At 69.4% G+C, this 13281-nt stretch carries 13 protein-coding genes and 1 pseudogene; 10 read left to right on the top strand and 4 right to left on the bottom strand.

What is annotated here, in order from left to right:
• The 5 genes and pseudogenes from ABF401_RS03805 to pknB all read left to right on the top strand — a co-directional run.
• Window positions 1-437: pseudogene (locus ABF401_RS03805) on the top strand (PP2C family protein-serine/threonine phosphatase); the annotation flags it as partial.
• Entirely contained in the window at window positions 434-1825 is a 1392-nt protein-coding gene (locus ABF401_RS03800) for an FtsW/RodA/SpoVE family cell cycle protein (RefSeq protein WP_353508212.1), read from the top strand. The pseudogene ABF401_RS03805 and the gene ABF401_RS03800, both read left to right, overlap by 4 nt.
• Entirely contained in the window at window positions 1822-3285 is a 1464-nt protein-coding gene (locus ABF401_RS03795; protein ID WP_353508211.1) for a peptidoglycan D,D-transpeptidase FtsI family protein, read from the top strand. The genes ABF401_RS03800 and ABF401_RS03795 overlap by 4 nt, the downstream gene beginning before the upstream one ends.
• A gap of 7 nt (window positions 3286-3292) precedes the next feature.
• Complete coding sequence (locus ABF401_RS03790; protein ID WP_353508210.1) at window positions 3293-4672, top strand: serine/threonine-protein kinase; 1380 nt, start codon at window positions 3293-3295, stop codon at window positions 4670-4672.
• Between the two features lie 31 nt (window positions 4673-4703).
• On the top strand, window positions 4704-6569 hold the full coding sequence (pknB, locus tag ABF401_RS03785; protein WP_353508209.1) for a Stk1 family PASTA domain-containing Ser/Thr kinase: 1866 nt from the start codon (window positions 4704-4706) through the stop codon (window positions 6567-6569).
• A gap of 7 nt (window positions 6570-6576) precedes the next feature.
• Here the strand turns inward: pknB and ABF401_RS03780 are convergent, their stop codons facing one another.
• Both ABF401_RS03780 and ABF401_RS03775 read right to left on the bottom strand, forming a co-directional pair.
• Window positions 6577-7224 (bottom strand): aminodeoxychorismate/anthranilate synthase component II, encoded by a 648-nt coding sequence (locus ABF401_RS03780; RefSeq protein ID WP_353508208.1) that lies wholly within the window; start codon window positions 7222-7224, stop codon window positions 6577-6579.
• A gap of 12 nt (window positions 7225-7236) precedes the next feature.
• The gene (locus ABF401_RS03775) at window positions 7237-8052 is read right to left on the bottom strand and encodes a DUF881 domain-containing protein (protein ID WP_353508207.1); all 816 of its coding nucleotides are present in this window, start codon (window positions 8050-8052) and stop codon (window positions 7237-7239) included.
• Window positions 8053-8121: 69 nt separating this feature from the next.
• Between ABF401_RS03775 and ABF401_RS03770 the strand changes: the two genes are divergently transcribed.
• On the top strand, window positions 8122-8373 hold the full coding sequence (locus tag ABF401_RS03770) for a cell division protein CrgA (protein ID WP_353508206.1): 252 nt from the start codon (window positions 8122-8124) through the stop codon (window positions 8371-8373).
• Window positions 8374-8506: 133 nt separating this feature from the next.
• On the opposite strand, the gene ABF401_RS03765 is transcribed toward ABF401_RS03770, so the two are convergent.
• Window positions 8507-9247, bottom strand: coding sequence for a rhomboid family intramembrane serine protease (locus ABF401_RS03765; protein ID WP_353508205.1), 741 nt, complete (start codon window positions 9245-9247; stop codon window positions 8507-8509).
• Window positions 9248-9461: 214 nt separating this feature from the next.
• The gene (locus ABF401_RS03760) at window positions 9462-9980 is read right to left on the bottom strand and encodes a peptidylprolyl isomerase (RefSeq protein WP_353508204.1); all 519 of its coding nucleotides are present in this window, start codon (window positions 9978-9980) and stop codon (window positions 9462-9464) included.
• Window positions 9981-10079: 99 nt separating this feature from the next.
• Here ABF401_RS03760 and ABF401_RS03755 point away from each other — a divergent pair, with 99 nt between their 5' ends.
• The 4 genes from ABF401_RS03755 to ABF401_RS03740 all read left to right on the top strand — a co-directional run.
• Window positions 10080-10409: a hypothetical protein gene (locus tag ABF401_RS03755; RefSeq protein ID WP_353508203.1), complete on the top strand. Its 330-nt coding sequence runs from the start codon at window positions 10080-10082 to the stop codon at window positions 10407-10409.
• A gap of 48 nt (window positions 10410-10457) precedes the next feature.
• The gene (locus tag ABF401_RS03750) at window positions 10458-11348 is read left to right on the top strand and encodes a hypothetical protein (RefSeq protein WP_353508202.1); all 891 of its coding nucleotides are present in this window, start codon (window positions 10458-10460) and stop codon (window positions 11346-11348) included.
• A gap of 518 nt (window positions 11349-11866) precedes the next feature.
• Window positions 11867-12265, top strand: a complete 399-nt coding sequence (locus ABF401_RS03745) for an effector-associated constant component EACC1 (RefSeq protein WP_353508200.1) — start codon at window positions 11867-11869, stop codon at window positions 12263-12265.
• Window positions 12262-13281 (top strand): caspase family protein (locus ABF401_RS03740; protein WP_353508199.1); only part of this gene is annotated, 1020 nt, incomplete at its 3' end. The genes ABF401_RS03745 and ABF401_RS03740, both read left to right, overlap by 4 nt.

The raw sequence follows: 13281 nt of genomic DNA, 5'->3' as shown, positions 1-13281 counted from the left end.
TCGTCCTTGTCGGCGGCGGCTACGCGGCGTGGTCCTGGTCGCAACAGCAGTTCTTCGTCGGGGCAGACAGCGGGCAGGTGGCGATCTTCCGCGGCGTTGCCACGGCCATCGGTCCGGTGGACCTCTCCGGGCTCGAGCAGCGCAGTGACGTCGCCGTGGCCGAGCTGCCCGTCGACGTCCAAGGCTCGATCTCACGGACCATCCCGGCGGCTGACCTTGCCGACGCGCACGCGAAGGTCGACCGGCTTCGGACGGAGGCGGTGCGCTGTCGCACGCTCGCCGCCAGTGGAATGCCGTGTGGCGACACCCCGGTAACGACGCCCACCCCACGCACGACGCCGTCCACCACCCCTCCGACCATCCCTCCCACCATGGCGCCGACGACGCCGCCCACCACTGCGCCGCCTGCCGTTCCCGCCTCGGGGGTGTCCCGATGAGGACCACCGTCGAGCCACTGACCCCACGGACCCGCCGGGGGGTCGAGCTCGTCCTGCTCGTCGTTGCGATCGCCATCGTCCTGCTTGCCTGGGTGACCGTCGACCTCAACCGCAACGGCACCGTGCCCGCCAACATCATCCCCGTGGCCGGTGGCCTCGTCGTCCTCGCGGTGGTCGTCCACCTGGTGCTCAGATGGAAGGCGCCCTACGCCGATCCGGTGCTCCTGCCGATCACCACGGCCCTCAACGGGCTGGGTCTCGTCATGATCCACCGCCTCGACCTCGCCGCGGGTCGTCTCGGCGCGGACGGCAGCGCGAACCAGCAGATCATCTGGACGACCCTTGCCGTCGCACTCACCGTCGGAGTGATCTGGGTGCTGCCCGACCACCGGCTGCTCCGCCGCTACACCTACGTGTCGCTTGCGGTGGGCTTCATCCTGCTCCTGCTTCCCCTCGTGCCAGTCCTCGGGCGGGAGGTCAACGGCTCCAGGATCTGGATCGGCCTCGGGCCGTTCAGCTTCCAGCCGGGCGAGTTCGCCAAGATCGCGCTCGCCATCTTCTTCGCCGGCTACCTCGTGCAGACCCGGGACGTCCTCAGCCTCGCCGGCAAGCGGATCCTCGGCTTCACCTTCCCGCGTGGGCGCGACCTCGGCCCGATCCTCGTCGCTTGGGTGCTCGCCCTGCTCATCCTCGTCTTCGAGAAGGACCTCGGCTCGGCGCTGCTCTTCTTCGGGGTCTTCGTCGCGATGCTCTACGTCGCGACGGAGCGCGTCTCCTGGATCGCGATCGGGCTGCTCCTCTTCGGGGTCGCGGTCGCCTTTGCGCTCTCGGCGTTCGCACACTTCCAGAAGCGCGTCGACCTCTGGCTCGAGCCGTTCTCCCCGGACAACCTCGACCGCTCGAACCAGCTCGCCAACGGCCTCTGGGGGATGGCGGCCGGCGGTCTCACCGGCACCGGCCTCGGCGCGGGCCGGCCCTGGCTCACGCCGTTCGCCGAGAACGACTTCATCTTCAGCAGCCTCGCCGAGGAGCTGGGCCTGTTCGGCTCGGTCGCGATCCTCCTGCTCTACCTCGTCTTCGTCCAGCGCGGCATCCGCACCGCGCTCGGCGTGCGAGATGGCTTCGGCAAGCTGCTCGCCATCGGCCTGACCTTCTCGGTGGCGTTCCAGCTGTTCATCGTCATCGGCGGCGTCACTCGGGTCATCCCCCTCACCGGCTTGACGACGCCCTTCCTGTCGCTCGGCGGCTCATCGCTCCTCGCCAACTGGATCATCATGTCCCTGCTCCTGCGCATCTCCGACCAGGCCAGACGGCCCGTACCGGCGCTGCCCGTCGGTGTCGATGCCGACCCGGTCGCCGCCGAGGCCACTCAGGTGGTGAAGCTGTGAACACCCCGATCCGCCGGCTCTCGGTCGTCATCGCCGCCCTCTTCGGTGCCCTGCTCGTCGCCTCGACGATCATCCAGTTCGCACAGGCCCAGTCGCTGAACCTGATGGCCGCCAACAAGCGCACCCTGCTCGACAACTACTCCCGCGAGCGCGGCTCGATCCTCGTCCAGGGCCAGGCCATCGCCAAGTCGGTGCCGGTCGACGACCAGTTCGGCTGGTTACGCACCTATCCGGAGGGACCGCTCTACTCCCAGATCACCGGCTTCTACGGCTACTCGATCGGCAACCCGTTCGGTCTCGAGAACGCCGCCGACGACCTGCTCTCCGGCAAGGCGGACCGGCTCTTCGTGCGCCGGGTCACCGACCTGCTCACCGGGCGCGACACGGTCGGCGCAACGATCGAGCTGACCCTCAACGCCAAGGCCCAGAAGGCGGCATCGGAGGGACTGGGCAAGAACCGTGGGGCGGTCGTCGCGCTCGACCCTCGCACCGGCGCCATCCTCGCCATGGTGAGCCACCCGCAGTACGACCCCAACCCGCTCTCGAGCCACGACCTGGCCAAGTCCGAGGCGGCCTGGAAGAAGCTGTCCAGCGACAAGGCCAGGCCGTTCATCAACCGGGCCATCACCGGTGACCTCTACCCGCCCGGCTCCATCTTCAAGGTCGTCACCGCCGCCGCCGCTCTCGAGCAGGGCCTCCTTCAGGACGAGAACTCAGAGGTGCCCGGACCGCCGGAGCTCGACCTGCCGCTGACCGACACCAACCTGCCCAACGAGGACGGGCGGGCGTGCGGCCCGGGCAACAAGACGACCCTCATCCACGCGCTCGAGATCTCGTGCAACACGGCCTTCGGCTCGCTCGGCCTCGAGCTGGGCGGTGAGCAGCTGCGTGCGCAGGCCGCCAAGTTCGGTTTCGGCGACTCCCTCCAGATCCCCATGCGCGTCTCACCGAGCACCATGCCCGCGGAGATCAACGCTCCGCAGGCGGCCCAGTCGGCCATCGGCCAGTACGAGGTGCGCACGACGCCGCTCCAGATGGCCATGATCGCCGGCGCCATCGCGAACCAGGGCCGCGTCATGACTCCCTATCTCATCCAGTCGATCCGCACCGCCGACCTCGATGTCATCGAGTCGGCGCCTGACCCGGAGGAGCTCTCGCAGGCCGTCTCGCCGCGAACAGCCGACATCCTCAAGAAGATGATGGTCTCCGTCGTCGACAACGGCAGCGGACGCCGTGCCCAGATCCCAGGCGTTGCGGTGGGTGGCAAGACCGGCACGGCCCAGCACGATCTCAGGAAGAACCCGCACGCGTGGTTCATCAGCTTCGCCCCGGCCGACGACCCGCAGGTCGCCGTGGCCGTCGTCGTCGAGGAGAGCGGCGTGACGGGCAACGAGGTGGGTGGCGCGCGGGTCGCGGCCCCGATCGCGAAGGACGTCATGGAAGCGGTGATCAACCGGTGAGCAGCCGATGAGTACGGCAACGCTGAGCTACCGGGCCGGTCAGCGGCTCGGCGCCCGCTACACCCTCGTCTCACCGATTGCCTCCGGAGGCATGGGCGAGGTCTGGGCGGCGACCGACGACGTCCTCGGACGCGACGTCGCGGTCAAGCTGATCCGAGCCTCGTCGGATGACGGATATCGGGACCGCTTCCGTGACGAGGCCCGGCACAGCGCCGCGCTCCACCACCCCAACATCGCAGCGGTCTTCGACTACGGCGACAACCACGAGCTCCCCTATCTCGTCATGGAGCTCGTGCCGGGCCAGCCGCTCTCGGCTCTCATCGAGACGACCGGCCGCGACGGCCTCGAGCCGGACGTCGTCCGCTCCATCGCGGGTCAGGCGGCGTTGGCGCTCGCCGCGGCGCATGAGTCGGGGGTGGTCCACCGGGACGTCAAGCCGGCCAACATCATCGTCACACCGGACGGCCAGGCCAAGCTCACCGACTTCGGCATCGCCCGCCCCGCAAACGGCAAGGGCCACACGCTGACGGGCGAGGTGCTCGGCACCCCGGAGTACCTCAGCCCCGAGCAGGCCCTCGGCGAGACCGCGACCGAGGCGAGCGACCTCTACGCGTTGGGCGTCATCGCCCATGAGATGCTCACCGGGTCCAAGCCGTTCGATGCAGGCACGCCGGTTGCCACCGCGGTGGCGCAGGTCAGCGAAGAGCCTCCGCCGTTGCCGCCCACCGTGCCGGACGACCTGCGTTGGGTCGTCGAGGCGTGCCTGTCGAAGGCCCCGGACGAGCGCCCCGCCGACGCGCGAGCCCTCGCCGACGCGCTCCTGGAACCACTGGGCGGTATGCCGCTGAGCTCGCTCCCAGCTCCCGTCTCCTACCAGCCGTCCCCCACTCGAACGCTCCCTGCAGTCCCAGCACGCGGCACCCGCGCAGCGCCCGGCACGGACTCCACCCCCCGCCATGCAGGGGTGGCCCCAGCCCCGGTCGTGACGCGCGCCGAGCTGCGGAAGCGAGCCCAGCGGCATACGGAATCGCGCCGCAGGCCCTTCGTCGGGTGGCTCGCCGTGCCGCTCGTGGCGCTGCTCGCCTGGGGGGCCTTCGCGCTCGCGTCGCTCATGGGCACCGTGGAGCCGACGGCAGCCACCCCGCAGCCGCGGCTCAGCACCCCCGCGCTCGTCGGCACCCCGACGCAGACCCCGGAGCGGGCCATGACGTCGGAGGCCACACCGACCACCACAGCGACCACGTCGAGTCCCACTGAGAGGACACCCCGAGAGACGGCGGTTGCGGCCGTGACGTCGGAGCCGAAGCCAACGATGACGCCCACGCCGACCGACACGCGGACCCACCCCGGCAAGGGACTCGGCAGGGGGAAGGGCAAGAACAATTGACGAAGCAGGGCACGAACGAGAGGCAGCAGCCGTGACGACCACACCCCGCGTCCTCGGCGGACGCTACGAGGTCGGTGAGCTCATCGGGCGCGGCGGCATGGCCGACGTCCACCTGGGGCACGACACCCGCCTCGGGCGACAGGTCGCGATCAAGATGCTGCGATCCGACCTGGCCCGTGACGCCAACTTCCTCATGCGCTTCCGGCGCGAGGCGCAGTCGGCCGCGGGGCTCAACCATCCGGCCATTGTCGCGATCTTCGACTCGGGCGAGGACGACAGCGTCGTCGAGGGGCCGGGCGGCACCCACACGACCCTCCCCTACATCGTCATGGAGTACGTCGACGGGCAGACCCTCCGCCAGAAGCTGTCCACGCACGAGCAGCTCGACCCCTCTGAGGCCATCTGGATCACCGAGGGCATCCTCGACGCCCTGGCCTACAGCCACCGGATGGGTATCGTGCACCGCGACATCAAGCCGGCCAACGTCATGATCACCTCGAACGGCCACGTCAAGGTGATGGACTTCGGCATCGCCCGGGCCATCGCTGACACAGCGGCGACGATGACGCAGACGCAGTCCGTCGTGGGCACCGCGCAGTACCTCTCGCCCGAGCAGGCCCAGGGCCAGACCGTCGACGCGCGCAGCGACCTCTACTCGACCGGGTGCCTGCTCTTCGAGCTGCTGGCCGGCCGGCCTCCCTTCCAGGGCGACTCACCTGTCGCGATCGCCTACCAGCACGTCGGCGAGACGCCGCAGCCACCGAGCGTGTACAACCCCGCTGTCGGCGGCGACCTTGACGCGGTGACCCTGCACGCGCTGGCGAAGGACCGGGAGGTCCGCTACCAGGACGCGGAGTCGTTCAGCGAGGACCTCGAGAACGTCCGCCTCGGCCGACCCATCAGCGCTGCTGCCCTCGGGGCCGGGATCGCGGTCGGCGCCGCCGCCACCCAGACCATGCCGGCGCCTTATTCCGCGGCAGGCACGCCGACGGCGGTCCAGCCGGTCATCACCTCACGCCGGCAGCGCTACGAGAACACCGCCGGGCTCCCGGCGGTCGGGCACGACGAGGACGACGAGGAGAAGAAGCGTGGCGGGGCCGGTCGGGCCGTCCTCATCTCCCTGCTCGTGCTGGCCCTGCTCGGTCTCGCCGGGTGGGGCGCGGTGACGTTGTTCAGCAACCAGGACCCTCCCGTCGCGACGACGACGGTGCCCAACCTGCGCGGCATGGACGAGGCCGCTGTCGAGCGCGCCCTGACGACCTACAAGCTCCGGGGGGAGCGCTCCGAGGGGCCGAACGAGCTGGCGGCCGGCAAGGTCTTCGAGCAGAGTCCCGAAGCCGGCCTCAAGGTGAACGAGGGGTCGGTCGTGCGCTACACCGTGTCGACCGGTCCCGGGAGCATCGCCATCCCCGACATCCGCAACTTCGACCGGAAGGACGCCGAGCAGGAGCTGAAGCAGGCGGGCTTCACCAACATCGCGTTCGAGGAGCGCGATGACCCCAACACGGGCAAGGACAAGGTCATCGAGACCGACCCCGCGATCGGAAGCTCTGCGGCCAAGGACACTCGGATCACCGTCATCGTCGCCAGCGGGAAGGTGACGGTGCCAGAGGGCCAGGTCGGACGGGACTGGTCCCTCGTGTCCAACGAGCTCGCGCGCGCCGGCCTCAACCCGAAGCGCGTCGACGTCGACTCGGCGGAGACCCCCGGGACCGTGATCTCCGTGGAGAAGGAGGGCCGGCGGGTCGACGTCGGCAGCGAGATCAAGGTCGAGGTCGCCAAGGCGGCCGCGCCGCCACCGACGACCGAGACCGTCACGAAGACCGTGACCCAGTCGCCGACGAGCGAGCCGACGACGACGACGGAACCGCCGGGCGGCGGAGGCAACGGGGGCTGAGCCCCGCTCAGACCGCAGCGGTGACGAGGGGGCTGAGGCCGACCGAGCGCTCGACCGCTCCCTCGTCGCCGCACTCCGCGAGGAAGTTCGCGAGCATCCGGTGGCCGCCCTCGGTGAGCACGCTCTCCGGGTGGAACTGGACGCCGTGCAGGGGCAGCTCCCGGTGGCGGACCGCCATGATGACCCCGGTGTCGGTGTGTCCCGTCACGACCAGCTCGGCCGTCACCGTCTCTGGCTCGATCGTCAGCGAGTGGTAGCGGGTGGCCGTGAAGGGGGTCGGCAGGCCCTGGAGCACGCCGGTGCCATCGTGGTGGACGAGCGAGGTCTTGCCGTGGAGCAGCTCCGGCGCCCGGTCGACGGTGGCGCCGAAGACGACGCCGAGTGCCTGGTGACCGAGGCAGACACCGAACATCGGGGTCCGGGTCCGTGCGCACTCCTCGATGACCGCCATGGAAACGCCTGCGCCCTCGGGGGTGCCGGGGCCCGGTGAGACGAGCACGCCGTCGTAGGTCGGCGCCTCCGATGCGGCAACGGCGTCATTGCGCACGACCCGGCACTCGGCGCCGAGCTGCTCGAGGTAGCCGACGATGGTGTAGACGAAGCTGTCGTAGTTGTCGACGACGAGCACGCGAGGGGCGGCGGTCAGGCGAGGCATCGGACTCCCCGGTCAGCGGATGGGCGTGGCGTGGGCCAGGTCGACGGATCCGGAATAGGCCGGGAACTGGACCGAGGGGCTGGTGTGGACCTGCCAGCCCAGTCCGACCGCCTCGACGTAGTCGAGATACGTCTGGATCGTCGGGTCGGCGTCCAGGCCACGCAGCATCGAGTCGACCGGGCCGATGGCCTGGATCCGATACGGCGGCGCATAGACCCTGCCCTGGAGGATGAGCGTGTTGCCGACGCACCGGACGGCGCTGGTGGAGATGACGCGCTGGTCCTGGATCATCATCGCCTCCGCACCTGAGGCCCAGAGCGCGTTGACCACCGCCTGGACGTCCTGCTGGTGGACCACGATGTCATCGGCCGTGAACCGGTCGGGGAGTGAGTCGAGGCTGCGGGCGGAGTCGTCGAGGACGACCTCGACGACCGGGCCCTTGACCGCGGTCGCCGCAGCGTCCGCCGCGAGGCGCTCGGACTGGGTGTTGAGGGCCTTGAGGCGGGCATCCTCCGGCTCGTTGGCGCGGGTGAGCGCCTCGACCTCCTGGAGGAGCGCGTCGTACTCCTTGGCCTTCGCCTCGTTGCGAGAGTCGCCTGCCATGATGAGCGAGGGAAGGTCCCGGTCCGCGCGAAGGTCGTCGCCCTGGGCGGCGCGGAAGCTCAGCGCGAACATGAGGCCCGCCGCCGCGGTCACGAGTGGGACGAGAACTCGCCAGCCGAGCCGCAGTCGCGATGTCGACCGCTGCGTCTCGGGCGCAGCGGCATCGAGGTCCTCCGGCGTGCGCGGACCCTCGGGGTCGCGCTCCGGGTCGACGTCGCTGAGCACTCTTGGCTTCCTCTCAACTAGGCTGTTGCAGACCCATTCTGACCCACGCTCTCACCGGAGGAGCCAGCAGTGCCCGAGTCCAAGGGACGTGACCGCAAGGCCGCGACATACACCCCACCGCCGAAGTCCACGGCCAGAGAGCCCAACCCGACGTGGTGGGCACCCGTCTTCGTCACCTTGCTCGTCCTGGGCCTGCTGTGGATCGTTGTGTACTACATCACCGAGTACAAGTATCCGATCGGGGCGATCGGGGTGTGGAACCTTGCCGTGGGCTTCGTCCTGCTCATGTCGGGATTCATCATGACGATGCGCTGGCGCTGAGTTCCGGCCCTGATCCAGCCCCGGCCGCACACCTTCCACAAGTTGTCCACAACTGTGGACGAATGACACCGGTGTAACTCCTCAACAGGGTTGTCCACAGCAGTGGACAACTGCCCTGTCGATCGAGCGACCCTCAGCGACTCACGGGGAGGTTGAGCTCGCGGATGTCGACCGGCACGGTGAGGTACTTCGCCACGGTGATGAGCACGAGGAACGCGAGCACCGCACCGAGCGCGACCCACGTCAGGTGCCGGACCCGTTGGCGCCGGAAGAGGACGATGGCCCCGGCACTGGCGAGCCCGGTGAGGAACCCGCCGAGGTGGGCCTGCCACGAGATGCCGGACACGACGAAGCCGAGGACCGCGTTGATGACCAGCACGGTGTAGATCCCCGCGACGGACCGGTTGAGGTGCCGGTTGAACACGATCATGGCGCCGAAGAGGCCGAAGATCGCGCCCGAGGCCCCGACCACGGGCGTGAGCCAGGCCCTGTCAGCACCCGAGAACAGGCCGTCGATGGTGGGGTTGCCGGCGAACAGGAGGACGGCCACCTGGCCGCCGATCCCGCTGATGAGGTACAACGCGAGGAACCGGGCGCGTCCCAGCAGCGGCTCGAGGTAGCTGCCAAGGATGTAGAGCGCGTACATGTTGAACCCGATGTGCAGCAGCGACTGCGGCGCATGGAGGAACATGGCGGTGACGAACCGCCACGGCTCGGTCCAGCCCTGGATCGGCCTGAATGCGTAGTCGTTGGTCACATCCTCGGAGACCCACTGGGCGAGGAAGACGGCGACGCACACCCCGATGAGCGAGTACGTCACGACGGGCCGGCCATCGGTGGCCCGGCCACCGAGGACGGTCCGCGTCCGCGGCACCGTCTGGGAGGCCTCGCGGACGCAGTCGACGCACTGGATTCCGACCGGTGCCGGGCGCTGGCACTCAGGACAGGCCGGTCGACCGCACCGCTGGCACCTGACGTAGGCCTCACGGTCCAGGTGTCGAGGACACACCGACGGTCCGGCCGGTTGCTGCCCAGCCCCCGGCGGGGCCGGGGGCTGGGGACCGAATCCACTGTCCGACAACGTTGCCTCAGTCCTCTACGGTGACCGAGTTGATGACGACGTCCTCGCGGGGCTTGTCGTTCGGGCCGGTTGAGACGCCCCCGATCCGGTCGACCACCTCGCGGGACGGGCCGTCCACGACCTCGCCGAAGATCGTGTGCTTGCCCTGCAGCCACGTCGTCGGCCCAGTGGTGATGAAGAACTGGGATCCGTTGGTTCCCTTGCCCATCCGCTTGCCGGCATTGGCCATCGCGAGCATGTACGGCTGGTTGAAGTTCTTCTCCGGGTGGATCTCGTCGTCGAACGTATAGCCTGGCCCACCCATGCCGGTGCCCTGGGGGCAGCCGCCCTGGATCATGAAGCCCGGGATGACCCGGTGGATCTTCAGGCCGTTGTAGAACGGGGTCGGGCTCGTGCGACCCGCGTCGTCGGTGTACTCCTTGTCACCCTTGGCCAGACCGACGAAGTTCGCGACGGTCTTGGGCGCGTGGTTGGGGAACAGCTCGGCGACGATGTCCCCATAGTTGGTGTGCAGGGTTGCCTTCATGCGCCCAATCCTCGCACGCGTTGGGTAAGAGCAGGGTGGACCCGGCGGCTCGTCGGGTGAAGGATCGATACAGGAACCCCCGACCGAAGGAGCGGCGCCATGTCATTCATCGACAAGCTCAAGCGCCAGGCGGACGAGCTCGGTCCCAAGGACAAGGCCGACCACCCAACGGAACCTGCGTCGACCGCCGGCGCCGAAGCAGCGGACGGCTTCGACCCGATCGTCGACGAGGAGGAGGTTGCGGAGGAGGTCCTGTCGACCGACCTCGACCCGGAAGCGCCTCTCGACGCTCCCCCCGAAGCAGCAGCTGGACTCAGGGGAGCGCGTCCTCAGCGCGCCTATGACGCGTCCGGGGAGCCCATTGACGACCTGCCGCTCGATCCCGACGCTCCCGACGTGCCGGGCGCCTCGGGCCCGGATAGCTGGTGACCCAACCGGCGCGTGTGGGTAAGAGCCATCACGACCTAGGAGGAGTGCATGTTCGGAACGAAACCGACCACGACCGAGAAACTCAGAGCGCAGGTCATCGAGGCGCGTGACCAAGCGGCGCCCAAGGCGACCGCTGCGGCCGAGCGCCTCAAGGAGGCGTTCGATGAGGCGCGGGTGCGCGCGGCTCCGGTTGCGTCCGACTTCGCCGATCGGGCCCGGCCCAGGATCGAGGCGGCCGAGTCAACGCTCGTCGACACGGTCCTGCCCAAGGTGGGGGCGGCCCTGGGCGTCGCATCGGCGGCTGTCGCTCAGAGCGCCCACGAGGCCAAGGACCTCATGCGCGACTACGAGCCGCAGGTCCAGCACGCTCGCGAGTCCGCGGGCGACTTCGCTCGAGTGAGCAGCGATCGGCTGCGTGACGCCTACCGGGTCCTGAGCGGAGAGGCCGTGGCCAAACCGGTGAAGCGCGGTCGCGGGAAGTGGCTGATCGTCATCGGACTCGGCGCCGCGAGCATTGCGGCTGTTGCGGCCTATCGCAGGCAGCAGGCCACCAACGACCCGTGGGCCACTCCTGCCGACAGCACGATGGGGAGTACGGCTGGAACGACCGGCTTCGACACGAGTGGCTCGCTGAAGGACAAGGCAGCCGAGAAGGTCGGACAGGCGAAGGACGCCGTGACCGACGCTGCCGCCAAGGCGAAGGACAAGGCGACGGACCTGGCCGCCAAGGGCCAGACCGCGATGGCCGACCGCAAGAACGGCGTGACGGACGCCGAGATGGAGTCTGCGTCCGCTCGCGCCGACGAGGCGCTCGACGAGATGGGTCCTGAGACCGGTCAGGTCACGGCGATCGACGCGACGCTCGGTTCCGACGCGATTGACGCGTCCGCCGGCACGCTGCCGAGCGAGTCGGTCAAGCCGAAGCGGCCGAAGGCCTGAGGCGACAAGGCAGACCCGACACACACCCGACAAAGCAGACGGACCCGGTGCCTGAGGCACCGGGTCCGTCTCCGCTTGAGCTGGCTCGCACAGACAGGGGGACAGCGCGAGCCAGCACATGCAGAAGGGCTGGGCGCGGTTCGTGCGGGCCCAACCCTTCGCTGCGTCCAGTGTAACCACGCACTGGGCGATCTGGCGAGAGGCTCGTGAAAACTTCTACCAGTATGTGCCTGCAATCACGTCCTTTCCCGAGCGACGCTGCTCATGGCAGGTCGGCCAGACGCAGGAGGGCCTCGCCCAGTCTCGCACCGGCAGCGCGCAGCCGCCACCCGAAGTTCCTGTGGGTTTCCTGGGCCTCCCTGGGCGCCTCCTGCCACGGAACGCACCCAGCGAGCTCAGCGGCATACGGCACACGTTGTCGTATGCCGCTGGGCCGGGTCTCGCGTTCGCCCGGGCGGACTTCCGCACCACGGGTAGCATTTGGCGTGCAGGGGTTTGCACCACCTCGAGGTGGGCCGATGGACACGACGGTGACGGTGTCGCTGGGGGAGCGAGGCGCCGATCCGGCGCGCCTCGAGGTGCTGCACCGGCAGATCCGTGAGGAGCTGCGTCACGTCGACGACCTGGAGCTCGCCTCCCTGGTCGGCCCAACGGGATCGATGCCCGCGCCTGCCGGCACACGCGGGCTCGGGCCCGCCGAGATCAGCGCCCTCTCGGTGGCGATCCTCGGATCGGGCGGGATGACGGCGCTGCTCGCGTCGTTGCGTGACTGGCTCCACCGCGGCCATGCGGCTGCTCGAACCGTCCGCCTCGAGATCGACGGCGATGTCATCGTCCTCGAGAACGCCGACGAAGCGGAGCGGAGCCAGCTGCTGCGGAACTTCCTCGGCCGCCACGGGATCGAGGAGGCGGGATGACCGGCACTCGTCGAGCGCTCATCGTCGCGAACGACACCTACGACCACGCGAGCTTCGGGCAGCTGCGGGCGCCGGCGGCGGACGCCGAGGCTCTGGCCGGCGTGCTCGGTGACCCAGAGATCGGCGACTTCACCGTCTCGGTCGTGCACAACGAACCGTCATACGAGGTGCAGACCCGGATCGAGGACGTGTTTGCCGACAGCCAGCCTGACGACCTGCTCCTGCTCCACTTCTCCGGGCATGGGGTCAAGAGCGACACCGGTGAGCTGTTCGTGGCTGCGCGCAACACCCGGCCGGACCGGCTCGCGTCCACTGCCGTGGCGGCGGACTTCATCCAGCGCTGCATGAAGACATCCCGAGCGCGCAGCATCGTGCTCTTCCTCGACTGCTGTTACGGCGGGGCGTTCGGGCAGGGCGTCGCGGTGCGGGCCGCAGGTCCGGTCAACGTCATGGACAGCTTCCCGACGGGCCGCCTGGGCGGTGGACGAGGCAGAGCCGTGATCAGCGCGTCGAGCGCGATCGAGTATGCCTTCGAAGGAACGGAGCTGGCCGCGGACGAGCGGGCCAAGCCGTCGGTGTTCACGTCGGCGGTGGTCGAGGGGCTGCGCACCGGTGAAGCCGACCGTGACGAGGACGGGCTCGTGTCGCTGGACGAGCTGTATGACTACGTCTTCGACCGCGTCCGTGCCGAGAACCCGAAGCAGACACCCGGCCGCGACGTCGAGATGTCGGGCGATGTCTACCTCGCGCACAGCCGTCGTCGGCGGCTGCGGCCGCTACCGATCCCCGATGCGATCGCCGCCGCCCTGACCGAGACGAACCCCACCTTCCGACGTGGCGCCATCAGCGAGCTGCGCGACCGGCTCTGGCACGAGGACCCGGCTGCGGCGCTTGGGGCGCTCGAGGCCCTGCGCGAGGTGGTGCGCACCGACACGAAGTCCGTCGCCGACGATGCCGAGGCTGCCATTGGGTCGGCGACCATGACGGTGGTGCCCTCGTCGCTCGACTTCGGCGAC

The organism is Intrasporangium sp. (genome assembly GCF_040414665.1).
Taxonomy (GTDB): Bacteria; Actinomycetota; Actinomycetes; order Actinomycetales; family Dermatophilaceae; genus Intrasporangium.
This window is presented reverse-complemented; position numbering and strand designations above follow the sequence as displayed.